19 protein-coding genes are annotated in these 24,180 nt (G+C 43.0%); 12 read left to right on the forward strand and 7 right to left on the reverse strand.

The annotated features are described in order from the left end of the window. The 3 genes from rpsD to rplQ form a co-directional block, all read left to right on the forward strand. On the forward strand, positions 1 to 608 hold a 608-nt coding region (rpsD, locus tag ACJAZP_RS11850; protein ID WP_415230955.1), incomplete at its 5' end, for a 30S ribosomal protein S4. A gap of 25 nt (positions 609 to 633) precedes the next feature. Further along, positions 634 to 1,620, forward strand: a complete 987-nt coding sequence (locus ACJAZP_RS11855; protein WP_415230956.1) for a DNA-directed RNA polymerase subunit alpha — start codon at positions 634 to 636, stop codon at positions 1,618 to 1,620. 36 nt (positions 1,621 to 1,656) lie between these two features. Continuing rightward, entirely contained in the window at positions 1,657 to 2,037 is a 381-nt protein-coding gene (gene rplQ / locus ACJAZP_RS11860) for a 50S ribosomal protein L17 (RefSeq protein WP_011770891.1), read from the forward strand. A 90-nt stretch (positions 2,038 to 2,127) separates the two neighbouring features. Here rplQ and oxyR read toward each other — a convergent pair whose 3' ends face one another. Continuing rightward, complete coding sequence (oxyR, locus tag ACJAZP_RS11865) at positions 2,128 to 3,033, reverse strand: DNA-binding transcriptional regulator OxyR (protein WP_415230957.1); 906 nt, start codon at positions 3,031 to 3,033, stop codon at positions 2,128 to 2,130. Positions 3,034 to 3,357: 324 nt separating this feature from the next. Between oxyR and trmH the strand changes: the two genes are divergently transcribed. The 3 genes from trmH to ACJAZP_RS11880 are packed head-to-tail and all read left to right on the forward strand — an operon-like array spanning position 3,358 to position 6,900. Next, positions 3,358 to 4,062 carry a tRNA (guanosine(18)-2'-O)-methyltransferase TrmH gene (gene trmH / locus ACJAZP_RS11870; RefSeq protein WP_415230958.1) on the forward strand — a complete coding sequence of 235 codons (705 nt, stop codon included), beginning with the start codon at positions 3,358 to 3,360 and terminating at the stop codon, positions 4,060 to 4,062. A gap of 17 nt (positions 4,063 to 4,079) precedes the next feature. Then, on the forward strand, positions 4,080 to 5,513 hold the full coding sequence (locus ACJAZP_RS11875) for a DUF2868 domain-containing protein (protein WP_415230959.1): 1,434 nt from the start codon (positions 4,080 to 4,082) through the stop codon (positions 5,511 to 5,513). After that, positions 5,506 to 6,900: a GTPase/DUF3482 domain-containing protein gene (locus tag ACJAZP_RS11880; protein ID WP_415230960.1), complete on the forward strand. Its 1,395-nt coding sequence runs from the start codon at positions 5,506 to 5,508 to the stop codon at positions 6,898 to 6,900. The genes ACJAZP_RS11875 and ACJAZP_RS11880 overlap by 8 nt, the downstream gene beginning before the upstream one ends. Positions 6,901 to 6,991: 91 nt before the next feature. Here the strand turns inward: ACJAZP_RS11880 and ACJAZP_RS11885 are convergent, their stop codons facing one another. Beyond that, positions 6,992 to 7,849, reverse strand: a complete 858-nt coding sequence (locus ACJAZP_RS11885; RefSeq protein ID WP_415230961.1) for a phospholipase A — start codon at positions 7,847 to 7,849, stop codon at positions 6,992 to 6,994. Positions 7,850 to 7,954: 105 nt separating this feature from the next. On the opposite strand from ACJAZP_RS11885, the gene recG reads away from it, so the two are divergent. The 3 genes from recG (at position 7,955) to putP (ending at position 12,947) form a co-directional block, all read left to right on the forward strand. Beyond that, positions 7,955 to 10,027: an ATP-dependent DNA helicase RecG gene (recG, locus tag ACJAZP_RS11890; RefSeq protein WP_415230962.1), complete on the forward strand. Its 2,073-nt coding sequence runs from the start codon at positions 7,955 to 7,957 to the stop codon at positions 10,025 to 10,027. Positions 10,028 to 10,036: 9 nt separating this feature from the next. Further along, positions 10,037 to 11,338: a hypothetical protein gene (locus ACJAZP_RS11895; protein WP_415230963.1), complete on the forward strand. Its 1,302-nt coding sequence runs from the start codon at positions 10,037 to 10,039 to the stop codon at positions 11,336 to 11,338. Between the two features lie 112 nt (positions 11,339 to 11,450). Continuing rightward, positions 11,451 to 12,947 carry a sodium/proline symporter PutP gene (putP, locus tag ACJAZP_RS11900; RefSeq protein WP_415230964.1) on the forward strand — a complete coding sequence of 499 codons (1,497 nt, stop codon included), beginning with the start codon at positions 11,451 to 11,453 and terminating at the stop codon, positions 12,945 to 12,947. Between the two features lie 174 nt (positions 12,948 to 13,121). Here the strand turns inward: putP and glnG are convergent, their stop codons facing one another. From glnG to glnA, 5 genes are all read right to left on the reverse strand, one after another. Next, complete coding sequence (gene glnG, locus ACJAZP_RS11905) at positions 13,122 to 14,522, reverse strand: nitrogen regulation protein NR(I) (RefSeq protein WP_415230965.1); 1,401 nt, start codon at positions 14,520 to 14,522, stop codon at positions 13,122 to 13,124. 69 nt (positions 14,523 to 14,591) lie between these two features. Further along, positions 14,592 to 15,662, reverse strand: a complete 1,071-nt coding sequence (gene glnL, locus ACJAZP_RS11910) for a nitrogen regulation protein NR(II) (RefSeq protein ID WP_415230966.1) — start codon at positions 15,660 to 15,662, stop codon at positions 14,592 to 14,594. Positions 15,663 to 15,672: 10 nt separating this feature from the next. Then, the gene (locus ACJAZP_RS11915; RefSeq protein ID WP_415230967.1) at positions 15,673 to 16,311 is read right to left on the reverse strand and encodes a DUF4124 domain-containing protein; all 639 of its coding nucleotides are present in this window, start codon (positions 16,309 to 16,311) and stop codon (positions 15,673 to 15,675) included. 174 nt (positions 16,312 to 16,485) lie between these two features. Beyond that, positions 16,486 to 18,660 (reverse strand): glutamine synthetase III, encoded by a 2,175-nt coding sequence (locus tag ACJAZP_RS11920; RefSeq protein ID WP_415230968.1) that lies wholly within the window; start codon positions 18,658 to 18,660, stop codon positions 16,486 to 16,488. Positions 18,661 to 18,961: 301 nt separating this feature from the next. After that, positions 18,962 to 20,380 carry a glutamate--ammonia ligase gene (gene glnA / locus ACJAZP_RS11925; protein WP_415230969.1) on the reverse strand — a complete coding sequence of 473 codons (1,419 nt, stop codon included), beginning with the start codon at positions 20,378 to 20,380 and terminating at the stop codon, positions 18,962 to 18,964. A gap of 404 nt (positions 20,381 to 20,784) precedes the next feature. On the opposite strand from glnA, the gene typA reads away from it, so the two are divergent. From typA to dtd, 3 genes are all read left to right on the forward strand, one after another. Next, positions 20,785 to 22,608 carry a translational GTPase TypA gene (typA, locus tag ACJAZP_RS11930; RefSeq protein ID WP_415230970.1) on the forward strand — a complete coding sequence of 608 codons (1,824 nt, stop codon included), beginning with the start codon at positions 20,785 to 20,787 and terminating at the stop codon, positions 22,606 to 22,608. Positions 22,609 to 22,771: 163 nt separating this feature from the next. Further along, entirely contained in the window at positions 22,772 to 23,653 is an 882-nt protein-coding gene (locus ACJAZP_RS11935; protein WP_415230971.1) for a virulence factor BrkB family protein, read from the forward strand. After that, positions 23,650 to 24,087: a D-aminoacyl-tRNA deacylase gene (gene dtd / locus ACJAZP_RS11940; RefSeq protein ID WP_415230972.1), complete on the forward strand. Its 438-nt coding sequence runs from the start codon at positions 23,650 to 23,652 to the stop codon at positions 24,085 to 24,087. The genes ACJAZP_RS11935 and dtd overlap by 4 nt, the downstream gene beginning before the upstream one ends. Positions 24,088 to 24,180 lie beyond the last annotated feature (93 nt).

Raw genomic sequence — 24,180 nt, forward strand, 5'->3', positions numbered from 1 at the left:
TAGGTCCTAAGCTAAAGCTTAGCCGTCGCGAAGGAACAGATCTTTTCTTAAAATCTGGCGTCCGTGCGATTGAATCTAAGTGTAAAATCGATAATGCACCAGGTGTTCACGGTGCACGTAAACCGCGTCTGTCGGATTACGGTTTGCAATTACGCGAAAAACAAAAAGTACGTCGTATGTACGGTGTGCTTGAAAAGCAGTTCCGTAACTACTACAAAGAATCGGCACGTTTACAAGGCAACACAGGTGAAAACCTGCTTCAATTACTTGAAGGTCGTTTAGACAATGTTGTTTACCGTATGGGTTTTGGTGCAACGCGCGCTGAGTCTCGTCAACTGGTTAGCCATAAAGCTATTCTGGTAAACGGTAAAGTTGTAAATATTCCTTCTTTTAACGTTAAAACAAGTGATGTTATCGCAATTCGTGAAAAAGCTAAAAAGCAGTCACGTATTGGTGCAGCACTTGAAATAGCCGGTCAGCGTGAAATCCCAACTTGGGTTTCTGTTGATGCAACGAAGATGGAAGGCGTATTTACTCGTCAACCTGAACGTTCAGATTTATCTGCTGAGATTAACGAACAGTTAATCATCGAGCTTTACTCCAAGTAAAGTTAACCGATAAGAGAGGGCACAAATGCAGGGTTCTGTAATTGAATTTCTAAAACCGAATTTAGTTGGTATCGAACAAATAAATGCAACTAGAGCAAAAGTGACATTAGGACCATTAGAACGTGGTTTTGGTCATACTTTGGGCAATGCGCTTCGTCGTATCCTGTTATCCTCCATGCCCGGCACGGCGGTAACAGAAGTCGAAATTGATGGTGTACAACATGAGTACAGCACCAAAGAGGGCGTACAGGAAGATATCCTTGAGATTCTTCTTAACCTTAAAGGTCTAGCGGTTAAACTTGAAGGTAAAGACAGTGTTCTAGTCAGCCTAACTAAATCTGGGGCCGGTCCTGTAACTGCAGGTGACATCACTCATGGTAGTGATGTAGAGATAGTCAACCCAGAACATGTGATCTGTAATTTAACGGGCAATGCTGAAATCAGCATGCGTATTAAAATTGAATCAGGTCGCGGTTATGTTCCAGCTTCATCACGTATTCATACTGAAGAAGATGAGCGTCCAATTGGTCGTCTATTAGTAGATGCGACTTTCAGCCCCGTTGAGCGTATTGCTTACAGTGTTGAATCTGCTCGTGTTGAACAGCGTACCGATTTAGACAAACTTGTCATCGATATGGAAACAGATGGCACACTTGATCCGGAAGAAGCGATTCGTCGTGCAGCCACTATTTTGGCTGAACAATTAGACGCATTCGTTGATTTACGTAAAGTCAGTGAGCCGGTAGCGAAGGAAGAAAAACCTGAGTTTGATCCTATTCTCTTACGTCCAGTAGATGATTTAGAATTAACTGTTCGTTCTGCTAACTGTTTGAAAGCAGAAACGATTCACTATATCGGTGACCTGGTACAAAGAACAGAAGTTGAACTTCTTAAAACGCCTAATTTAGGCAAGAAGTCACTTACTGAAATCAAAGATGTGCTTGCATCACGTGGACTTTCTCTGGGCATGCGCCTGGAAAACTGGCCCCCTGCAAGTCTCAGCGAAGATTAATCAGTCATTCGAATCATGAACAATAAGGATTAGGTTATGCGCCATCGTCAAAGTGGACGTCAACTTAACCGAAACAGCAGCCACCGTCAGGCTATGTTTCGTAATATGGCGATCTCTATTGCTATGCACGAAGTTATTAAAACTACCGTGCCTAAAGCAAAAGAGTTGCGCCGTGTAATTGAACCATTAATTACATTAGCTAAAACGGATAGCGTTGCTAACCGTCGTTTAGCTTTTGCTCGTCTTCGTGATGATGCAACAGTAGCAAAATTATTTAATGAACTAGGTCCTCGCTATGCGACTCGTCCTGGTGGATACACTAGTATCATTAAATGTGGTTTCCGTACTGGTGATAAAGCTCCTATGGCTTACATCACCTTAGTAGACCGCCCAGTAGTTGCTGAAGACGAAGAGTAAATCTTAGTTTAAAGCGACATTAAAAAAGCCGAACAGTTGTTCGGCTTTTTTGTATCTGGAATTCAGCTGTTAGCTGATAGCAGATAGCTGTTAGACATATTGTTCTAATTTAGTCTGTACCGTGGTGCTGATGAGTTTTGCTAATTGTTCAAAACAGCTTTTGCGAACACTGTTTTTGCGGCACAATAAACTTATATCACGGGTTGGTTGCGGCTTTTTGAAAGGAATGTATTTTACTCCTCCCTGATGCCTATCCATTGGAATGGCTAATTGCGGTAATAAGGTCATGCCGTTTTCAGCACTGATCATATGACGCAATGTCTCTAAACTGGTCGCTTGAAAACTACCATCTTCTACGGCGCCTGCTGCAAAACAAAACCCCTTGGTTTGATCCCTTAAACAGTGCCCATCTTCAAGCATTAAAATATGCTCACCACGGAGACTGGCAAGCTCTATTTCCGATTTCTTTGCCCATGGGTGTACATCGGCGATGGCCAGCTCTAACGGCTCCTGATAAAGAGGATATTCAGCAAAGGATTCCATACCGGGTAAAAGCGCCAGGATCAGACAATCGAGCTCCCCCTCCTCAAGCTGTTTTAATAACACCTGAGTCTGCTTTTCGTGCAGATACAAAGACAAGTCAGGAAAATGTGCCTTTATTTCTGCAATGATCAAAGGTAACAGATAAGGGGCTATGGTGGGAATAAGCCCGATATGCAGAGTGCCCTGCATCGGTTCATTGTAACTTTTGGCTATCTCTTTTAATGACTTAGCCTCTAGTAAAATTGTTTTCGCTTTAGCAACAATATCCAACCCGGCCTGAGTAAAAAGTACTTTGCGGGGTGAGCGTTCCATTAGTTGTATACCCAGCTCATCTTCTAGTTTACGTATTTGACCGCTTAGCGTCGGTTGACTGACAAAGCATTTTTCAGCGGCTTTGCGAAAATGTTTTAATTCTTCGAGTGCGATTAAGTACTCTAAATCCCTAAAATTCATGGTAAAAACCTTCTTCGTAAAAATTTTAACGGTATGCGGACATTATTATTGAACTGTATCAGAAAATCAGTAATAAAGTGCCACACGAAAATTTTTCAGCGGCGTTTCTTGGATTTATTCTTTGTGACCATGTGAGAACGTCGCGAAAATATATATTTGACTGTCACTTTTTATTTCAATGAGTTGAAAAGAAGTGTTTATTGCAAGCATTGCTAGAGGTTGAGGTCGAAGTTTGTCTAAGATGCGCGCTTTGACTGTCTTCTTGTCCTGTTAATATCATGTATAATAGCTGCTTATATATAACCCCTATTCTTGAGAACGATTATGTCACCCGAACGTTTTGCCCGTATTACGCAAATGCTAAATTATCGCCAACCCGACTTGACCGTATTTTTGGAGCAAGTGCATAAACCGCATAACTTAGCGGCTATTGTGCGCACTGCGGACGCTGTTGGCGTGAGCGATGTGCATGCTACTTGGGAAAATAAAACAACCCGGATTTCAGGCAGCACGGCAACGGGCAGTCAAAATTGGGTCAATGTGCATTCTCACGATACGCTAGAAAATGCCGTAAAAGCGTTACGCGATCAGGGCATGCAGATTATTGCAACTAACCTCTCCGATAGTGCGATTGACTTTCGTGAGGTGGATTATACCAAGCCAACTTCAATTTTAATGGGCCAGGAAAAGCATGGTATCAGTGAGGAAGCTTTGGCGCTGGCGGATCAGGATGTGATTATTCCTATGGTGGGGATGTGCCAGTCATTAAATGTATCGGTTGCCTCTGCACTGATCTTATATGAAGCACAACGGCAGCGTCAACTGGCGGGTATGTATACTGGAGAATGCACTTTACCCGAGGAGGAAGCGCATCGCATTTTATTTGAAGGAGGACATCCTATTTTCAGTCAATTATGCAAAGAGAGAAATCTTCCTTATCCTCCCCTGGATGACGAGGGACAAATTAATGCTTCCGATGACTGGTGGCTGGCGGTTCGTTCAACGACAAAGAGTCTTAAAACTAAATAAGGTTAGGAGAAGTTTCATTGAGTCTATTTCAGCAACGTTTATTGGCCGAAGGTGTGCGCGCTGCTGAAGGTGATTACCCGGTTTTATCCGCGCCCATCTTAAATAAGGCAGAAAGCAGCTTTGAACTATTGCTGCTGGACCGTGCGGAGCAGCTTGATCAGAAGCTGCAAATCTCCGCGCTGTTTAACCATTTTAAAGGATTAACTAAAAACCTTTTTGTTTTGTTATCGGTGCTTCTATTTGTAATAGGAGCGAGCAGTGTCGGGCAGATTGTCTTTACTGAGCAGGGCACGCAGATAAACTTTTTTTGGGCGTTTGGCCTGTTTTTTATTCCCAATCTGATCGCCTTGTGTTTTTGGCTGTTCCTGTTTTTACAAACTAATCTATTAAGCAGCGGCTGGCTGGCGCATTTTAGTCTGTTTTTATTGAAAACCGTTGAAAAACGTTTTAATCCGCAAGCCGTCCGGCATAAGCATTTTTGGGCGCTCTTTAAATGTTATTTTAAAATCACGTTCTCCGGTGATTTAGGACGTTATCAGTTATCTTATGTCACCCATCTGTTGTGGTTAAGTTATTTTTCCGGTGCAACGCTGATGCTGGTGATTATGCTGGCAACCCATCAGGTCGATTTTATCTGGGAGACCAGTATCTTATCGCAGCAAAGCTTTCAGTGGTTAACCGAGTTGCTTGCCTATATCCCCAATCTATTGGGAATAGCAGTGCCTAATCCCGAGCAGATCCAGCAAAGCCATTTAGGGGCGGTCAATCTGCTTGCCGAGGCGCAAAACAGCCGCTTGGTCTGGTCCAGTCTGCTGATCAGCAGCTTATTGATTTACGGTATATTGCCGCGCTTTTTGTTATTGTTATTGATGCGCTTTTTATTGATTAGAAAAACCCAGCGCTTTACTTTAACCTTAAGTCAGCCCTATTACGTACAATTACGGCAGCAGTTAAAACCCAATGTCACCTCTTTGGGCATCAAGGATCCTGACTTGTCTAACAATAAAGCTCACTTTCCTCCAAGCCTGGAAACCACAAACCAGCCACTGCCGAATTGTTTTTATCCTGTGGCAATCGAGTTGTCCGAATCTCAATTTATTGAATGTCAGAAACATGTTAAGCACTATTCTCCCGAGCAGTTGGTGCTATTAAAAAATGTCTGTGATTTTCAAACTCAGCAACACTTATTAAATGAGGTTAAAACCATTGAGCAAAAAGCGCTGGTATTATACGTCACTCTGGCGCGTCTGCCGGATCGTGGTTTGCTGACTTTTATTAAATCATTCACCTGTTTAACCTCAAAATCGTTTTATTTATTACTGATAGATGAAGGTCTGATGGAGCCCTCTTTTGTAAGCAAGCGGCGCAGCGACTGGTATCAGCTGGCGGCACAGGTTGATATTCCGTTGGAAAATATTATTCAGTTTAAAGCTCGGGGGTTAAATGAGTAACAAAGGATTGTCAGTGGCAGTAGTTGGCCATGCAAATGCCGGAAAAACCTCATTAATGCGTACCTTGTTGCGGGATCCTGATTTTGGTGAAGTGGCCGATCAGGCCGGCACCACTCGCCATGTTGAAGGCGGTGCATTATTAATGGATGACGGTCATAACCTCGCTCTGTTTGATACGCCCGGGCTGGAAGACTCGATGCGCCTGCATCATATTTTAAGTAGCTATTTTAGCGGTCAGTCTGTTGATGGGGTTGAGCGCCTGCAACACTTTCTTGCGCGCCAGTCTGAATACCCTGAACTTGAACAGGAAGCGAAAGTACTGCGCAGCTTGTTAAGCGAGGACCTTATTTTTTATGTGGTTGATTTGCGTGAGCCAATTTTAGGCAAATATCGAGACGAATTACAGATCCTCAGTTACGCGGCAAAACCGGTTATCCCTGTCCTTAATTTTACTCAGGCAGGTGCTGAAAATCTTGAGCAATGGAAAACTCAGTTGGCCCGGTTAAATTTTCATGCTGTTGTGAGTTTTGATAATGTGCACTTTAAATTTGCAGATGAAATTAAAATTTACCAAAAAATGCAAACCTTGCTGGCCGATAAAGAAGCGCTGTTGCAGGAGTTTATCGATCAGCGCCGTATTCAGTGGTCTGAACGTTTTAATGCGGCCACCTCTATTGTTGCTAACCTGTTTATTGAATCTGCCTGTGTGCGCTACAAAGCGCTTAATACCGAGCAACAGATTGAGCAGGCCACGCTTAAGCTGCAAAAAGTGGTGCGCAAAGTAGAAAGCAAGTGTGTACGACGGTTGTTAACTCTCTATCAATTTCGTAAAGGGGATGTAGACAACAGCGAGTTACCCGTTGAACAAGATGGCTGGCCGTTGGATCTTTTTTCCGCGGACAACCTGCAGGAGTTTGGTATCAAGCTCACGGGCAATATAGCTAAAGGTGCCGGGTTAGGAGTCACCGTTGATCTGGTTACCGGTGGAATGACCTTAGGTGTGGCGGCATTAAGCGGGGGAATTGCCGGCGCATTATGGGGGGTCAAGCAGCGCTATTATGATGAGATACAGGCAAAAATTAAAGGCAACCGTTATATCTGCTTAAATGATACAACGCTGCAGGTATTGTGGTTAAGGCAGCTTAGGCTGTTAACGCTCTTACAAAAAAGAGGACATGCCAGTTTTGATAAAATAGATTATCAAGTGGACGGGCAGAAGCAACAAAACCAATTGCCAAAAAACTGGGATAAATGGTTACGGCAACTGCGCAGCCATCCCCTCTGGTCATCATTGAATCAGCCCGCGGCTGATCTCGATGAAAACAAGCGCAAATTGTTTATTGAGCAAGTCAATGCGGAAATACTTAATCGGCTAAAGGATTTGTAACCAGCCGATGGAATGCCTTGTTGTAATATCTTGTTGTAATACCCCAAATATCGAGGATGACAAGCGGCTGTTATAAATAGGCTAAATCATTTTATAACCAGTCGGTTAATGAGATGCCTAATCCTATGGTATTGGTATATTCATTATATTCTATCAGGCTGTTGCCATAACCCGAAAAAATTTGAAAATAACCGCGAATTCGACCGTGGAGAGGGAAGCTCCAATTCAACTCCAGTGAGCCTTTTCTAAAACCACTTTCGATATTATTGCGGCTGCTAATCGAGAAATTGTGCTTATCCATTTGATAGATAGCATTAATTTTCCCGTGGCCATAATAATCCAATAAATCCGGATTATCATCATCATCGCTGTTTTCTGGAAAACGTACCCAGGGATTAAGCGCTAAGGTAACATTCCCGTTTTCAAAGACAAAATGACTCTCAATACGATTCCAACTGCGCGATGCCGGATCTGTTTTTCCATTTGATTGATGGGTTAAGTTCAGCGTTGCTAATTTGAAATTCCAGTCTCCCACTAATTTTTTGCTCTGTACCCACTGTAAAAATATTTCCGGCTCATAATTAGTTTCACGAAACGGGGATGAATTACTGCCATTATATGCCTGCCAGAAAGAGACTTGGGTATAACCGAAATAAAGCGAAAGAGGCAAGTCGGCAATATCAACTAATACCGGTATTTTAAAACTAAGCTGAAATTTGACCTCAATGGGTTGCAATTCATCGGACGAAACAACATCCTTATCAGTATCATAGGATTGAATATTATTATTAAAGGTAAAAGGCAAAAGATAATTGGGTTTATAGGGGATAATAGAAAAACGATCCGCCTGAAGTTTTTTTTCTTGATCCATACGCTCATCAACGGCAGATTCTTCGGCAAGTACGGCCGTGCTGAATAATAAAACAAAAATTGAAAATAAGAGATGCATAGCCATTTCCTTGGTAAAGTATGTCAATAATGAGTGTAACTTGAAGCATAATGGGTGCAAGTTCTGATTATTGCTTCTGTCGAGTTTAACTGTTTGGGGTGTAAAATGAAATTAGATAAAATGCCCTTAACGGCGCTTAAAGGAGTCGGGGCTAAAGCGTCGGAAAGGCTGGCTAAGATTGGTTTGCACAGTATTGCCGATCTGCTCTTTCATTTACCTTTGCATTATCAGGACAGAACTCGAATCTATCCTATCGGTGAGTTAATAGATGGTATGCAGGTCAGCGTCCAGGGCCGAGTATTAAGCTGCGATCTGCAGTCCGGCAAGCGCCGTATTTTAAAATGTAAAATAAGCGACGGTAGTGGCAGTGTGAGCCTTAACTTTTTTCATTTTAATGCAGCCCAGCAAAATAGCTTTGTAAAAGGGACATTCATCAAATGTTTTGGCGAGTTTCGGCGCGGTTACCAGGGTTTTGAGGTCACTCATCCCGATTACCGCCTGCTTAATTCCATTGAGCAAAGCCATGTTGAGGAAACGTTAACGCCTATCTACCCGTCAACCGAGGGTTTAAAACAAAATAGTCTGCGCAGTTTAACCGAGCAGGCGCTACTGTACCTGCAGCAAAACCAGATTGGCGAATTATTGCCCACTCACCTGTTGGCTCACCCTATCAGTTTATCCGATGCTCTTTTTTATATACACCGCCCACCACCCGACGCCTGCATCGAGCAATTGGAAAACAAAACCCACCCGGCGCAGCAACGTTTAATTATTGAAGAGTTATTAGCACAGCAAATTAGTATGCTGTCTTTACGGGCAAGCGCCCAGCAACATCAGGCCATTGCGGTCAAACAAAGCGGTTTGCTGCAACAAAAGTTATTACAAAATCTGCCTTTTTCGCTGACCAATGCCCAGAATAGAGCAATCGGAGAGATTCAGCAGGATCTCCAGCAGGCCATCCCGATGATGCGTTTGCTGCAGGGCGATGTGGGATCCGGTAAGACCTTAGTGGCGGCAATGGCAGCCTTAAGTGTTATCGAGGCCGGTTACCAGGTGGCATTAATGGCACCCACTGAACTGTTAGCGGAGCAGCATCTGCTTAACTTTCAAAAGTGGTTTGCCGCACTGGATGTGTCTGTCGGTATGCTTTCTGGAAAAATGCGCGTCAAAGAAAAACGTGATCAGTTAGAAAATATCAGTTTAGGTTTATCGAGAATGGTGGTCGGGACGCATGCGCTCTTCCAGGAAAGTGTCCAGTTTAAGAATTTGGCTCTGATTATTGTTGATGAGCAGCATCGCTTTGGCGTACACCAGCGTTTAGCATTACGTGAAAAAGGGCGCTTGGGTGATTTTGCGCCGCATCAGTTAACCATGACCGCAACCCCCATACCAAGAACGCTGGCGATGACAGCTTATGCGGATCTCAACGTCTCGATCATTGATCAACTGCCGCCCGGAAGAATACCCATTAAAACCGTCGCGCTGGTGGATGAGCGTCGTGACGAGGTCGTTCAGCGGGTTTATCAGGCGTGTAAAAAGGAAGGACGGCAGGCCTATTGGGTATGCACTCTGATTGAAGAGTCGGAAGTACTGGAGTGCCAGGCTGCCGAAAATACTGCGAATGAGCTGCAGTTGGCGCTGCCGGATCTGCGTGTCGGCCTCGTTCACGGGCGTATGAAGGCGATCGAAAAACAGTATGCGATGGACTATTTTAAAGATGGACAGCTGGATCTGTTGGTTGCAACCACCGTCATTGAGGTGGGGGTCGATGTGCCTAATGCCAGTCTGATGATTATTGAAAATCCTGAACGACTTGGACTGGCGCAATTGCATCAGCTGCGCGGGCGAGTAGGGCGAGGTAAAGTCGCCAGTCATTGTGTTTTATTATATAAGAATCCGCTCTCGAAAACAGCCCAAAGACGTTTGCAGGTGTTACGTGAAAGTAATGATGGTTTTTATATTGCCGAACAGGATCTGGCGATTCGCGGCCCTGGCGAAGTTTTAGGGACCAGGCAGACCGGCATTGCTGAATTTAAAATAGCGGATTTACTACGTGATCAAAGTTTATTACCACAAGCGCAACAATTAGCCTTTCAGGTGATGCATTCTTTCCCGGAGTTAGTACCGGCGCTTATCCAGCGCTGGTTGGGGGATAAAGATCAGTATGTGCATGCCTAGGAGAAAGAGATGAAACGTTGTTTTGTCACGGGCGCTTTAATAGTGGCTCTATTGGGCTTTTCGCTGCTCCTTTTTATGCGTTTTTTTGATATTAATGCACATCGCGATTTTATCAGCCGGCAGATAGAGCAGCTCAGCGGCTATCAGGTTAATTTTGAGTCAATTGACAGTCACTTATGGTTCGAATCCACTGTCTCACTTTCGGGCCTGTCTCTGACATTAGATAACCACCAAGTACTTTATATTGATCAAGTGAAGGTGAGTCTGACCAAGCTTAATCTCTGGGACAGAGAATTAGCCCTTGGCCCTGTGCAGTTAACCGGGATGCGCATTAAGGGCGATTTCACAGCCCTTATTAAGGCTGCAGATGCTAATACTGAAGAAAATAGCGCAACTGTGCAGCAAACAACGGCGATCCAAAGCGAGCAAAAATTGGCCTGGCGACAGCTTACTGTCAGCCGATTATCGGTTAACGACTTAAATATAGGTCTTACTCATGCAGGACAAAGGGTGGTGGTTGAGGGGGCTGATTTTAGGTCAGATAATCTGTTGATTATTGATGATTGGCAGCTCGTAAAAAGTCCTTCTTCAGGCAACTTAAAGCTGCTGGTAAGAGAGCTTAGTGCACGGCGATCAGTCGGTGAAATACTTCGGGTTAAAAATCTTCAGTTGAGCGGATCTTTTAATCTAAAAAATTTACAAGCTAACTTGAACCTTAAAGCCGGTTCACTCAATCTTGCTTTAGCGGGGCAGGAGGAGATTGCAGTGCAAGATACAGAGCTTGTAGCTTCACTTGATAATAATAAAGCCCGCATAACCAAGTTAAACAGCACAATATTTTCCGGGGAGTTACAACTGCAGGCAGATGCCTTATTTTCAATAAAGCCGTTATCGTCACCTTTTCTGTCGCTTGAACAGTTAACGGTACAACGTTTGGCCATTAAAGATATGAATATAGTTATTCCCACTATGGCAAATGAGACCGGTGTGGCTGACAAGAATAAACTAACATTTCCGATAAATAACCTTACTTTAAAGGCGCTTATTGTCGAAAATGTAAATATTCGCAGTAATAACTCGAAAATTCCTTTAGCGATAAAAAATTTAAACAGTTCGGTGAGTGATTTTGTTTTACTGCAGAATAAGCAGCTGGCCGGTTTAGTTGAAGAACATAAAGAGGCAGGATCCTTTGTCTTGAGATTCGAGTATCTGCGGTGGATGGAGAGCACTATTGAGCAGTTTGAAATCTCAGGGAAACTGTCAAAAAATGATCTGGGTATCTTGCTGATAAAACAGCTGTTAGCCGGATAAAACACCGTTTATAAAATAAGTGATTGTTTATTTGGTGATAAATTTCAAGAATATGATCCTTTCTCTTGCTATAATAGGTCACAGTTTTTAAATTTATAATAATGGGAGTTTCATGATTGACAACACTTTTGCCATAGTGGGAACATTTTTAGTGTATCTGGTGGTGATGCTATTCATCGGTTATTACGCATATAAACGCACCAGCGATACTTCGGATTATTTTTTAGGTGGACGTACATTAGGTCCATGGCCAGCGGCATTATCCGCAGGCGCTTCTGATATGAGTGGCTGGTTGTTACTGGGTTTGCCGGGTTACGCTTATGCAGCGGGTATGGAGTCTCTGTGGCTCGCAGGAGGATTATTAATTGGTAGCTGGGCTAACTGGCTGATCACTGCAAAACGTCTACGTACTTATAGTATTACAGCCAATGACTCATTAACCTTACCGGAATTTATTGCACGTCGTTTTAATGACAAAACTAAATTGCTGCAAACCCTCTCCGCTTTTTTCATCCTCATGTTTTTCCTTTTTTACACCAGCTCAGGTTTAGTTGCCGGTGGTAAATTATTTGAAACTGTATTTGGTCTGGATTATACCTACGCTGTGATTGTCGGTGCTGTGTGTATTGTTTCTTATACGCTGTTTGGCGGATTTTTAGCAGTATCATGGACAGATTTAGTGCAGGGCTTATTAATGTCAGCAGCGCTAGTGATTGTACCTATCGTCGCAATGCAGGATGGATTCGGTCAGTTAACCACTAACTTAGAAAATATTAATCCGCAATTGCTGACTCTATGGAACGGCATGGACGGCGAACCGTTATCGTGGATTGCGATTGTTTCATTAGTCGCCTGGGGTCTGGGTTATTTTGGTCAGCCTCATATCCTGGCACGTTTTCTGGCGACACGCACCAATAAAGACTTAACCAAAGCACGCCGTATTGCGGTGAGCTGGACGATGCTCTCCATCTTCGGTTCGGTCATGGTGGGTATTGTGGGTCTGGTCTTTGTGCAAAGTCATATGTCCATGCAAGTCATCGATGGCGAAAAAATCTTTATGGTATTGGTGAATGCGGTCTTCCATCCAATCCCTGCCGGTATTCTGTTAGCCGCTATTCTTGCCGCTATTATGAGCACCGCTGATTCGCAGTTATTAGTTTCCTCTTCGGCATTAGCAGAAGACTTTTACAAGCAGCTTTTCCGCCCTCAAGCTTCTTCAGCTGAAGTACTGATGGTTGGACGTTTGGGAGTAGTTGGATTAGCGCTATTAGCCCTGTATTTCGCGATGGATCCCGATAGTTCGGTACTTAGTTTAGTGTCCTATGCCTGGGCCGGTTTCGGTGCTGCATTTGGTCCGGTATTAGTGTTAAGCATATACTGGAAACGCATGAACAAAAATGGTGCTTTAGCCGGGTTACTTGTCGGTGGTCTCACTATTGTTATCTGGAAGCAGTTAACCGGTGGTATTTTTGACGTGTACGAGATTGTACCGGGGATAATTTTTGCGACTACTGCGATTATTATAACCAGTTTAGTCACGGCTCCACCGGAAAAAGCTGTTACAGATCAATACGAAGTCTTTGAGAAAAACTTAAAAGAGTTTGAATAAAAACCAGATAGCCGTCAGTTTATGGCTGACGGTTTGAAAGCCTTATGGTTTGAAGGCTGAAGGCTCGAAGGTCTAAAGGCTTGAAGGCCGAAAGGTTTAAAAGTTTGATAAAAAAAGGCTGTAACTTTGTATAAAGTTACAGCCTTTTTTGCTTTCTGCTGACAGCTCGCAGCTTTACGAAATATCAAACTCTTTTAATTTACGGGTCAGCGTATTTCTTCCCCAACCAAGCAGTGTTGCGGCTTCCTGCCTTTTACCCTGAGTGAACTGCAATGCGGCCTGCAACATTATCTTTTCGAATTCCGGCAGGGCATTGGCGAGTATATTCTCCTTGCCCTGTTTCAATTCAGCTAAGGTCCATTCGCGTAACTGTTTCTGCCAAAGCGGATTTTCATCATCGGCAGCTTGAGTCTCCTGAGCGGTTAATTCCGGAGGTAAATCAAAAACCTGAACTTCCTGTCCGCTGGTCATTACCGTCACCCAACGGCACACGTTTTCCAGTTGACGCACATTTCCGGGCCAGGGCAGTTGCGTTAAATACTCTTTTGTCTCCGGCGTGAGTTGTTTACTTTTGACATTTAACTCTTTGGCAATATTATTTAAAAAATGCTGTGCTAATAAACTAATATCTTCACGGCGCTCTTTTAAGTTGGGCAGCTGGATACGTATGACATTTAAACGGTGGAAAAGATCTTCCCGGAAATCACCCGACTGCACTTTTTTTTCTAAATTTTGATGGGTTGCTGCAATAATGCGTACATCCACTGCGATCCCATGATGGCCGCCCACCCGGTAGAATTTACCATCTGCTAATACTCGCAATAAACGAGTTTGCACATCTAATGGCATATCTCCAATTTCATCTAAAAACAGTGTCCCACCATCGGCTTGTTCAAACCGACCTTGACGATTTGCTGCCGCGCCGGTAAAGGCGCCTTTTTCATGACCAAAGAGTTCAGCTTCGATCAACTCTTTGGGAATAGCTGCCATATTCAGAGCGATAAAGGTCTTATCTTTTCGCGGGCTGTGTTTATGTAAAGCCTTTGCAACCAACTCTTTGCCGGTACCGGATTGACCATTGATCAAGACACTCATACTGGAACGTGATAAACGCCCGATAATGCGGAATACTTCCTGCATTGCCGGTGCTTCACCGATAATTTCCGGTGTTGCAACAAGTGATTCCGGCACCGTTTTTTTGCTTTTTAATTCAATGCTATGGCTAATGGCGCGTTGAATTAAAGTCGTAGCTTCATGAATATCAAAGGGTTTTGGCAGGTATTCAAAGGCGCCACTTTGATAGGCATTCACCGCACTGTCCAAATCACTGTGCGCGGTCATTATAATAATAGGAATGGTCGGAAAACGTTCATGGATACGTTCCATGAGTGCTATCCCATTAATGCCCGGCATACGCACGTCGGAAATAATTACTTCGGGCTGCTCTATCTGTAACTGCTGCCATAAACATTCACCGTCGGGGAAACTGGCATAGTCAATCTTTTCAGCTTTTAGAGTGCGCTCTAAAACCCAACGAATAGCGTGGTCATCATCCACAATCCAAGCTGAAGGCATCTGTTTTTTCCTTTTTCATCACTGTTAAATTATTAATGCCTGCTAGGGCCTGTTTATTTTGTTTTTATATCAAATAGTTAAAGGCAGATAGATAATAAACTCAGTATGACCTTCGGTGCTGTTGCATTCAACACGCCCTCTCTCCTGTTTGATAAGCTCCTGAGCAATGGATAACCCCAAGCCCGTACCATCACTGCGGCCCGTTACCATGGGATAAAATAAGGTGTCTTTTAAATGTGCCGGGACACCTGAGCCATTATCAATAATTTTAATTTCGGCGACCAGACGCTGCAGCACACCATGAATAATGACCTGATGAGCGGTACGTGTTTTTATAATTATTTGTAAGTTTTTCTCAGGCTGTGTATTCAGTGATTGCACCGCATTCTGCAGAATATTTAAGAATGCCTGCTGCAGTTGATCGGGCTGCATTTCAAAATCCGGAATACTCGGATCATAATCAATTTTAATGTGAATATGCTCGGGCAAATCCATACAGACCAATTTTCGCACTTTCTCAAGTACCGAATGTAAATTATGGTAGGAGCGCTCTCCTACCGTTTGCGGGCCTAATAAGCGATTAACTAATGCGCTTAGACGATCCGCTTGTTGGATAATTATTTGGGTAAACTCTTTAAGTTCAGGATCCGCCAGTTCACTTTCTAATAATTGTGCCGCGCCGCGCAAGCCACCAAGCGGATTTTTTATTTCATGGGCAAGACCGCGAACCAGATCTTTTGCGGCTTTTTGCTGATGCTCCTGATAATGGAATTGACTTATTTTTCGCTGCTGATCAATACAGTGCATTTCAATGGCCACATAATCCTTATTTTCAAACTCAAAATAGGTCGCGCTTAATGCCATTAAAAGCGCCTGACCATCAACCAGTAAGGTTGTTTCACTGTCGGTGAACGCATTTTTTTTGATAAAAACAGCTTCAATATAGGAGGGATTAAAATGATAATAGTTGGCCAGTTGCTGCAAACTTTGCTGGTAAAGGCGCTGTTTGCTTTGTGACAATAAAACCTCACTCGCGGGGTTTGCATAGATCAGTTTTAATTCTGCGCTTATAATAACGAATGCCGTATTCGCTTCTTCAAGTATGGCAACGGCAAATGAGTTCGAATGATTATTTAACATCTCAGCCTTATTATTGAATGGATATCCGCAGCAAATGCACGGTAACTACCTGTGTTCTTGCAATAACCGTGCCACTTTCATCTAATAATTGAACTTGTATCTGATGGGTGCCTCTGTCAATGTTGTCGGCCCGTATTGTTGATGAAATTTGCGGGCTTCCCAGCGCTTTACCATCTAAAAAGAGTTGCAGTTTCTGGGCGGGTTTTTTCTCTGGCATTATTTTAACCTGGATATCAATAGAGCCGTTATTACTGCGCAGCGGACTGTCATTTTCAGGAGAGATAATCTCAGCTTGATAGATAATTGCGGGGTCTTCTTTGACGCCAGCTTTATTTTCTGAGGTTGTTTCCTGCTTAAGGTTTTCCGGGGTTGTTTCCGGCTTGAGGTTATTTGATGTTACGACATTTGTATTAACAACTTGGATTTCTGTTGTGCCAAGCACCGCCGTATCAGAATAATGGCTTATACCGTTGTCATCAACCCAATGATATATTTTTGCCGGTGCCGCTGCCGCTGTCATTGATGAAAAAACACTACAAAAACAGATTAAAGATACCGAGCTCAATAAAGAAAAATTCATATAATAGATACCGCCAATAGTAAAATATAATAATTCATTGTGGGTTAACGCCTTCTGATAGGCAATCATAAACCCTTATAATTGCAGGTTATGTCACCCAAGAGCAGCACCGTGTGGTCAGCTCTGATAATCCTGCTGCAGGCATATTATAACTTAACTGTAAAAAATAAGGCTCACTTTTTATGTACAAAAAGTGAGCCCTGTTATTGACCTTTATTGAGTGTGCCCGAAGACTAGATAATGTTATTTGATAAATAACATCTCTTGATATTTAGGCAATGGCCATAATTCATCAGCAACCAGCGTTTCAAGCGCATCGCCATGTACACGAGTTTGATCCATCAAAGGCAGAATAACATCAACACAGAAGTGCATATGCGCTTCCACATCAGCAAACTCATCAGCAGCAATTGCTTCATTCAGTTTAGCAACCACCGACATCATTGCATTGGCCTCAACTGCTATTGTAGAAGCTAATGAAGTATCAAGATCGATACCCAGCCCGCTCATTGTCGAAGACGTCACACCGAGCTGAGATAAATAACTGATAGCGGCAGGGTAGATAGTGGTTGTGGCCATATCAACCGTTAATTTAGCTTCTACTTCAATCGAAAGAAGATATTGCTCTGCATACACTTCATAGCGGCTTTCTAATTCAACGGGTGAAAATACCCCGGTGCTTTCAAAAAGATTAACCACAGACTCTTCACGAAATGCAGGTAAGGCATCGGCTGTGGTTGGAATGTTTTGTAAACCACGCTCTTCAACTGCCAATTTGTGCCATTCTTCCGAATACCCGTCACCACCAAAGATAACATTACCATGCAATTCCATTAGCTCTTTTAATACCGAGATAACTGCAACGCTTTGGTCCTCAGAGGTTGTTAAAGCAACTTCTAATTTGTCAGAAATCCAGTTTAATGAATCTGCAAGCATAGTATTCATCGCCACCAATGGGCCGGATACTGATTGCGAGGAGCCAACAGCACGGAACTCAAAACGGTTACCGGTAAATGCAAAGGGAGAGGTTCTGTTACGGTCACCCGGATCGCGTTCAAAGTGAAGGATTTGCGATAAACCTGAGTCCATGAAACCAGCATCAGCACAAGTTAACAGCTTGCCATTTTTAATATCGTTAAATAGCCCTTCTAACTGTTCACCTAAATAGACAGAAAGAATGGCCGGTGGAGCTTCATTAGCACCGAGACGATGGTCGTTAGAAGCAGTTGCAATAACCGCGCGTAATAACGAGCCATATTTATGTACGCCGCGAATAACCGCACCACAAAAGAGTAAGAAATTAAGGTTATCATGGGGTGTTTGACCCGGATCTAAGAGGTTACCCTGAGTGCTGTTACCTACGGACCAGTTAACGTGTTTACCTGAACCATTAATACCTGCAAAGGGTTTTTCATGTAATAAACACAGGAAACCATGCTCTTTCGCAGTGCTCTTCATGACCGTCATCAAGAGTTGCTGATGGTCGGCGGCGACGTTGGCAGCTTCGTAATAAGGTGCAATTTCAAATTGACCGGGCGCCACTTCATTGTGGTGAGTTTTCGCCGGGATACCTAATTTGTACAGTTTGTTTTCAAAATCCTGCATGAACACTTGCACGCGCTCAGGGATTGCACCAAAGTAGTGATCATCAAATTGTTGACCTTTCGCGGGAGCTGCACCAAATAATGTTCTGCCTGCCAGTAACAGATCCGGACGTGCATTGGCAAAATTCTCATCAACTAAGAAGTATTCCTGCTCGGCACCACAGCTTGAATTAAGTGGCGCAATATCTGTCTCACCCATTAATTTAAGTACTTTTTGTCCGGCTTCGTTCATTGCTGAAATGGAGCGCAACAGTGGAATTTTTTTATCTAAGGCTTCACCTGTCCAGGACATAAAGACACTTGGAATCATTAAGGTTGAACCATTAGCTGTGTGCATAATGTAAGCCGGGCTGGTTGGATCCCAAGCGGTATAACCACGCGCAGCATTGGTCATGCGTAAGCTGCCGTTCGGGAAAGATGATCCGTCTGGTTCGCCTTTGATTAACAGGCTGCCGGTAAATTCAGTAATAGCACCGCCGTCAGAATTGGTAATGATGAAACCATCATGTTTTTCTGCGGTAATATTAGTCATAGGGTAAAAGATATGTGAGTAGAATTTAACACCTTTAGTAAGTGCCCAATCTTTCATTGCCGCCGCAACAACATCCGCCGTTGCCGAATCTAACGCGCTACCCGTTTGCACCGTTTTTTTAATAGCTTTAAAGGCATTTTTTGATAATGCTTCTTCCATTTTCTGAAGATTAAAAACATCTTCAGCCCAAATTTTACTTAATGGCTCAGGTTTATCGAGTAACTTAGATGCACGGTTAGTAATTTGCGTGATGGCTTGAAGACGGTTTTGGTTTCCACTCATGTGGGGCTCCTTACTTATAAAATAGAGGCTGGATGAGATCAGCTTGGCGATTTTTAAATTTAAAAGACAATATACGCAGAATAAATGCAATAATTATGCCAATATTTTATTCGCTAAAAAATAGCGTGTTTTTTGGTGGTATAGTGATTTTTATAAGGGGATAGAGGCTGTGAAGGTCTATTTGAAGGTCTAAGAAAAGCTAAAAAGAGCACACAAGTTGCTCCTTTCAGCTGCTGACAATTCCGTTAATAGAGTGGAATTGCTGTCAGGTTATAAGTGTTTATAACCTGATATTAGCGAATTATACGCTGTAGTATAAGTCGAACTCTTTTGGATGTGTGGCGCGCGAAACAGCTTCGCATTCAGCTATCTTAAGGGCGATGTATGCATCAATTGATTCATTCGAAAATACTCCGCCTGCTGTTAAGAAGTCACGGTCAGCATCAAGAGCTGCAAGCGCTTCTTCAAAAGAAATAGCTACTTGCGGGATTGCATCCGCTTCTTCTTTAGGAAGGTCGTACAAATCTTTATCAAGAGAATCACCAGGGTGAATCTTGTTTTTAATACCGTCAAGACCTGCCATTAACATTGCAGAGAAACCTAAGTACGGGTTCATTGTTGGATCCGGGAAACGGACTTCAACACGTGCCGCTTTTGCTGAGGGTACGATTGGAATACGGATAGATGCGCTGCGGTTACCGGCAGAGTAAGCTAACATAACAGGTGCTTCAAAATGTGGTACTAGACGTTTGTATGAGTTAGTTGACGCGTTAGTAAAGGCATTAAGTGCTTTAGCATGTTTGATAATACCGCCAATGTAGTAAAGCGCTAGCTCAGAAAGACCGCCGTACTGGTCACCGGAGAACAGGTTAACGCCGTCTTTACCAAGGGATTGGTGACAGTGGTTACCTGAACCGTTATCACCAACAAGGGGTTTAGGCATAAAGGTTGCGGTTTGACCGTATGCATGGGCAACGTTATGTACTACATATTTGTAAATCTGCAGTTCATCGGCTTTTTTAACCATGGTATTGAAACGACAAGCAATTTCATTTTGGCCGGCGGTGGCAACTTCATGGTGATGCGCTTCAACAACAAGGCCCATCTCTTCCATGATTAGACACATCGCGCTGCGGATATTTTGTGCAGAATCAACCGGTGCTACAGGGAAATAACCACCTTTGATACCAGGACGGTGACCGGTGTTGCCTTCTTCATAGGTCGTACCTGAGTTCCAAGCCGCTTCTTTAGCATCAATGGAAAAGAATGCACCCTGCATAGTATTGCCGTATTTAACATCGTCAAACAGGAAGAACTCTGGCTCTGGACCAAATAAAACGGTGTCTGCAATGCCCGTTGAACGCAGGTAAGCTTCTGCACGTTTAGCAACAGAGCGCGGGTCACGGTCGTAACCAAGCATCGTTTTAGGCTCTAACACATCACAACGCAGGTTCAGCGTTACATCATCTGTAAACGGGTCAAGAACAGCAGTTGATGGATCCGGCATTAATACCATGTCCGAATCTTGAATGCCTTTCCATCCGGCAATTGAAGAGCCATCAAACATTTTACCATCTTCGAAAAAGTCTTCGTTTGCCTGGTGATGCGGAATAGACACGTGTTGTTCTTTACCATGGGTATCGGTAAAGCGTAGATCTACGAATTTTACGTCTTGCTCTTTGATATAATCAAGAACATCTTGTGCTGTTTTTGTAGACATGTTTGGAACCTCAATTGACATTTAAAGTAGTGGACAACCATAACAAATTTATTTAAATACTCAAGCGGGCTAAAATTGTGCCAACCCGAGGGCTATCTATTATATCTGAGCTATTTTTTTTAACGAGTAAAATATTACCTCATAAATGCACTGTTATGGTGCAATGCTGCTCTGGCTTGGTGCGTGGCTGGTATTGTTGTTGGGTAAGGGTGATAAAAGCTCTCATAGCAGAACGTTTCATTAACTGTGACCGAGTTAAAACTTTCTATTTTTCGAATAATGGTTACAATGTGCGCTAATAATACCAATTAGATAAATAAAGTGTGAAATTGCGCTGGGTTTACCTAATTGGTATTTTTCATACATTGTTACTTTTTTATAAATTGTTACTTTTGAGGCTCGTCATGTTGTTAGAAAAATTAAGAAATATTGCCATCATTGCTCACGTTGACCATGGTAAAACCACCCTTGTTGATAAATTGTTAGAGCAATCTGGAACGCTAGATTCACGCGGCGGTTCTGAAGAACGCGTTATGGACTCGAATGATTTAGAGAAAGAACGTGGTATTACTATCCTTGCAAAAAATACTGCGATTGTATGGAATGATTACCATATCAATATCGTAGATACTCCTGGACACGCCGATTTCGGTGGTGAAGTAGAGCGTATTTTGTCTATGGTAGACAGTGTTTGTCTAATCGTCGATGCCGTTGACGGTCCAATGCCACAAACGCGTTTTGTAACTCAAAAAGCATTTGCACACGGCCTTAAACCAATTGTTGTTGTTAATAAAGTCGATAAAGCAGGCGCACGTCCTGAGTGGGTTATCGATCAAGTATTTGATCTTTTTGATAATCTTGGTGCCACTGACGAACAGTTAGACTTCCAGGTTGTTTATGCATCAGCGATAAACGGCTGGGCAACTAAAGATATGGAAACTGAAAGTGATAATATGGAACCTTTGTTCCAAACTATCGTTGACAGTGTTGAACCGCCTGCTGCAGATCGCGACGGTGACTTCCAAATGCAAATTTCCCAACTTGATCACAACTCTTATGTAGGTGTTATCGGAGTAGGTCGTATTACCCGCGGTAATGTTAAAGTTAACCAGCAAGTGACAGTGATTGGCGCTGATGGTAAAAAACGTAACGCTAAAGTCGGCCAGGTATTAGGTTATTTGGGACTTGAGCGTAACGATGTAGAACTGGCAGAAGCCGGCGATATCGTTGCTATCAGTGGCTTGGGTGAACTTAAAATCTCCGATACTGTTTGTGCGCAAAACAATGTTGAAGCTTTACCAGCACTGACTGTTGATGAACCAACGGTTACCATGACCTTCCAGGTAAACAATTCACCTTTCTGTGGTAAAGAAGGTAAATTTGTTACTTCACGTAATATTTTAGACCGTTTAAATAAAGAGCTGGTACATAACGTAGCGCTTAAGGTTGAAGAAACTGGTGACCCGGATAAATTTAAAGTATCTGGTCGTGGTGAACTGCACTTAGGTATTCTAATTGAGAATATGCGTCGTGAAGGTTACGAACTTGCAGTATCTCGTCCTGAAGTTATCGAGCGTCTTGTTGACGGTCAGTTACAAGAACCCTTTGAAACATTAACCGTTGACGTTGAAGAGCAAAGTCAAGGTTCGGTTATGGAGCAGTTAGGCATTCGTAAAGCTGAATTGACTAACATGACGCCAGATGGAAAAGGTCGTGTACGTTTGGATTTTGTTATTCCAAGCCGTGGTTTAATCGGTTTCCAAACTGAATTCATGACAATGACTTCTGGTTCTGGTCTTCTTTACCATTCGTTTGATCACTATGGTCCTCATAAAGGCGGCACTATCGGTCAACGCCAAAATGGTGTGTTGATTTGTAATCAAACAGGTAAAGCGGTTACTTACTCTCTGTTCTTCTTACAAGATCGTGGTCGTCTGTTCCTCGGACATGCGACAGAAGTATACGAAGGTCAAATCATCGGTATTCATAACCGTGCTAATGATTTAACGGTTAACTGTATTCGCGGTAAGCAACTTACTAACGTACGTTCTTCCGGTACAGATGAAGCACAAACACTTTCACCTGAAATTATTTTAACCCTTGAGCAGGCGCTTGAGTTTATCGATGTTGATGAATTAGTAGAAGTAACGCCAAAAAGCATTCGTATCCGTAAGAAACTGCTTACAGAGAACGAACGTAAACGTGCAACACGCCCTACTAAAGGCTAAATAGCTGAAAGCAATACAGATATAAAAAGGTCTTACTTCGGTAAGACCTTTTTTTTATCTGCAATTTAGGGTTAAATGGATAAGACTAACAGCTATCAGTCATTAGCCGTCAGTCTTCAGTCGTCAGGAGTAGGTAGTAAGGTGTAATACTATAAGGATAAGAATGATGAAATTGGGTAGAAAAATTGTTATGGATAAAATTAAAGTTGCCTACCAATATCTGCTCTTTGTATGGCGGCGAAGTGAACAGGATAATATTAAGGTACCGGCAGGGCATCTGGCCTACGTGACTTTATTATCTATCGTGCCCTTATTGGCGGTCATTTTCTACATGCTATCGGCCTTCCCGGTTTTTGCTGATCTTAAGAAAATATTAGAAAATCTTATTTATAATAATCTGCTGCCTACGTCCGGTGATACGATTCAGGTACATATCAGCGGCTTTATTGAAAATACCAAAAAAATGAGCATGATGGGAATCGGCTCATTAATAGTGATTGCCTTGTTATTGATATCAACCATAGATCAAACCATTAACCGTATCTGGCGCTGCACCAATAAACGTTCACGGATTCAGGCCTTTACTATTTACTGGACCATTTTAAGCCTGGGTCCGGTGATTATCGGCGCAAGTATTGCTTTAAGCTCCTACCTTTTTACTGTTTTTCAAGAGGATGGCTCACTGTCATTTGTGCAGCGCATATTAAGCGTCATGCCCTTCATGCTAACATGGTTAACCTTTGCCGGTGTTTATACGCTGGTTCCTCATCAGCGTGTCAGTTTTCGTTATGCATTAATCGGTGCTTTTATTGCCACTATTCTGTTTTCCTTCGGTACCGACCTTTTCCGCTTATACATTACAAATTTCCCTTCACAGCAGATAATATACGGTGCGTTGGCAGTGATCCCGATCCTCTTCGTATGGATCTATTACACTTGGTTAATTGTGTTAATCGGTGCTGAGGTCACGGCGACCTTAGAGGAGTTCTTACAGCAGCATAAAGAGAGCAAAGTGGCTAATGAATATCTGGGAGCTGATACATGATTGCCCTGATACAGCGTGTTAGCGATGCCAGGGTTAGCGTTGCCGGAGAAACTGTTGGTCAAATAGGACCGGGTTTACTGGTTTTGTTAGGCGTTGAAAAAGAGGATGACGAGTCCAAATGCAAACGCCTGGCACAACGGGTTTTAGCCTATCGAATATTTGCTGACGGTGACCATAAAATGAATCTTAATGTGCAGCAGGCCGAAGGGGAGGTGTTAGTTATTTCACAATTTACTCTGGCGGCACAAACCGATAAAGGCAATCGTCCGGGCTTTTCCAAGGGCGCGCATCCGATCGAGGCCAAACGCCTTTATAAACTGTTTAAACAAAACTGTGCCGACACGGGTATCAAGGTTGAAAGCGGGAAGTTTGCCGCTGATATGCAGGTTTCATCAACTAATAACGGCCCGGTAACATTTTGGCTGCAGGTCTGATTTTGTTTAATTCAGCGAACTTTCTTTTCAGTTAAACTTATTGCATAGTGGACTGTCTTATAGCAACCCCCCTGATTTGGTCTGCATAGTTTC

The organism is Psychromonas sp. (assembly GCF_047632955.1).
Taxonomy (GTDB): Bacteria; Pseudomonadota; Gammaproteobacteria; order Enterobacterales; family Psychromonadaceae; genus Psychromonas.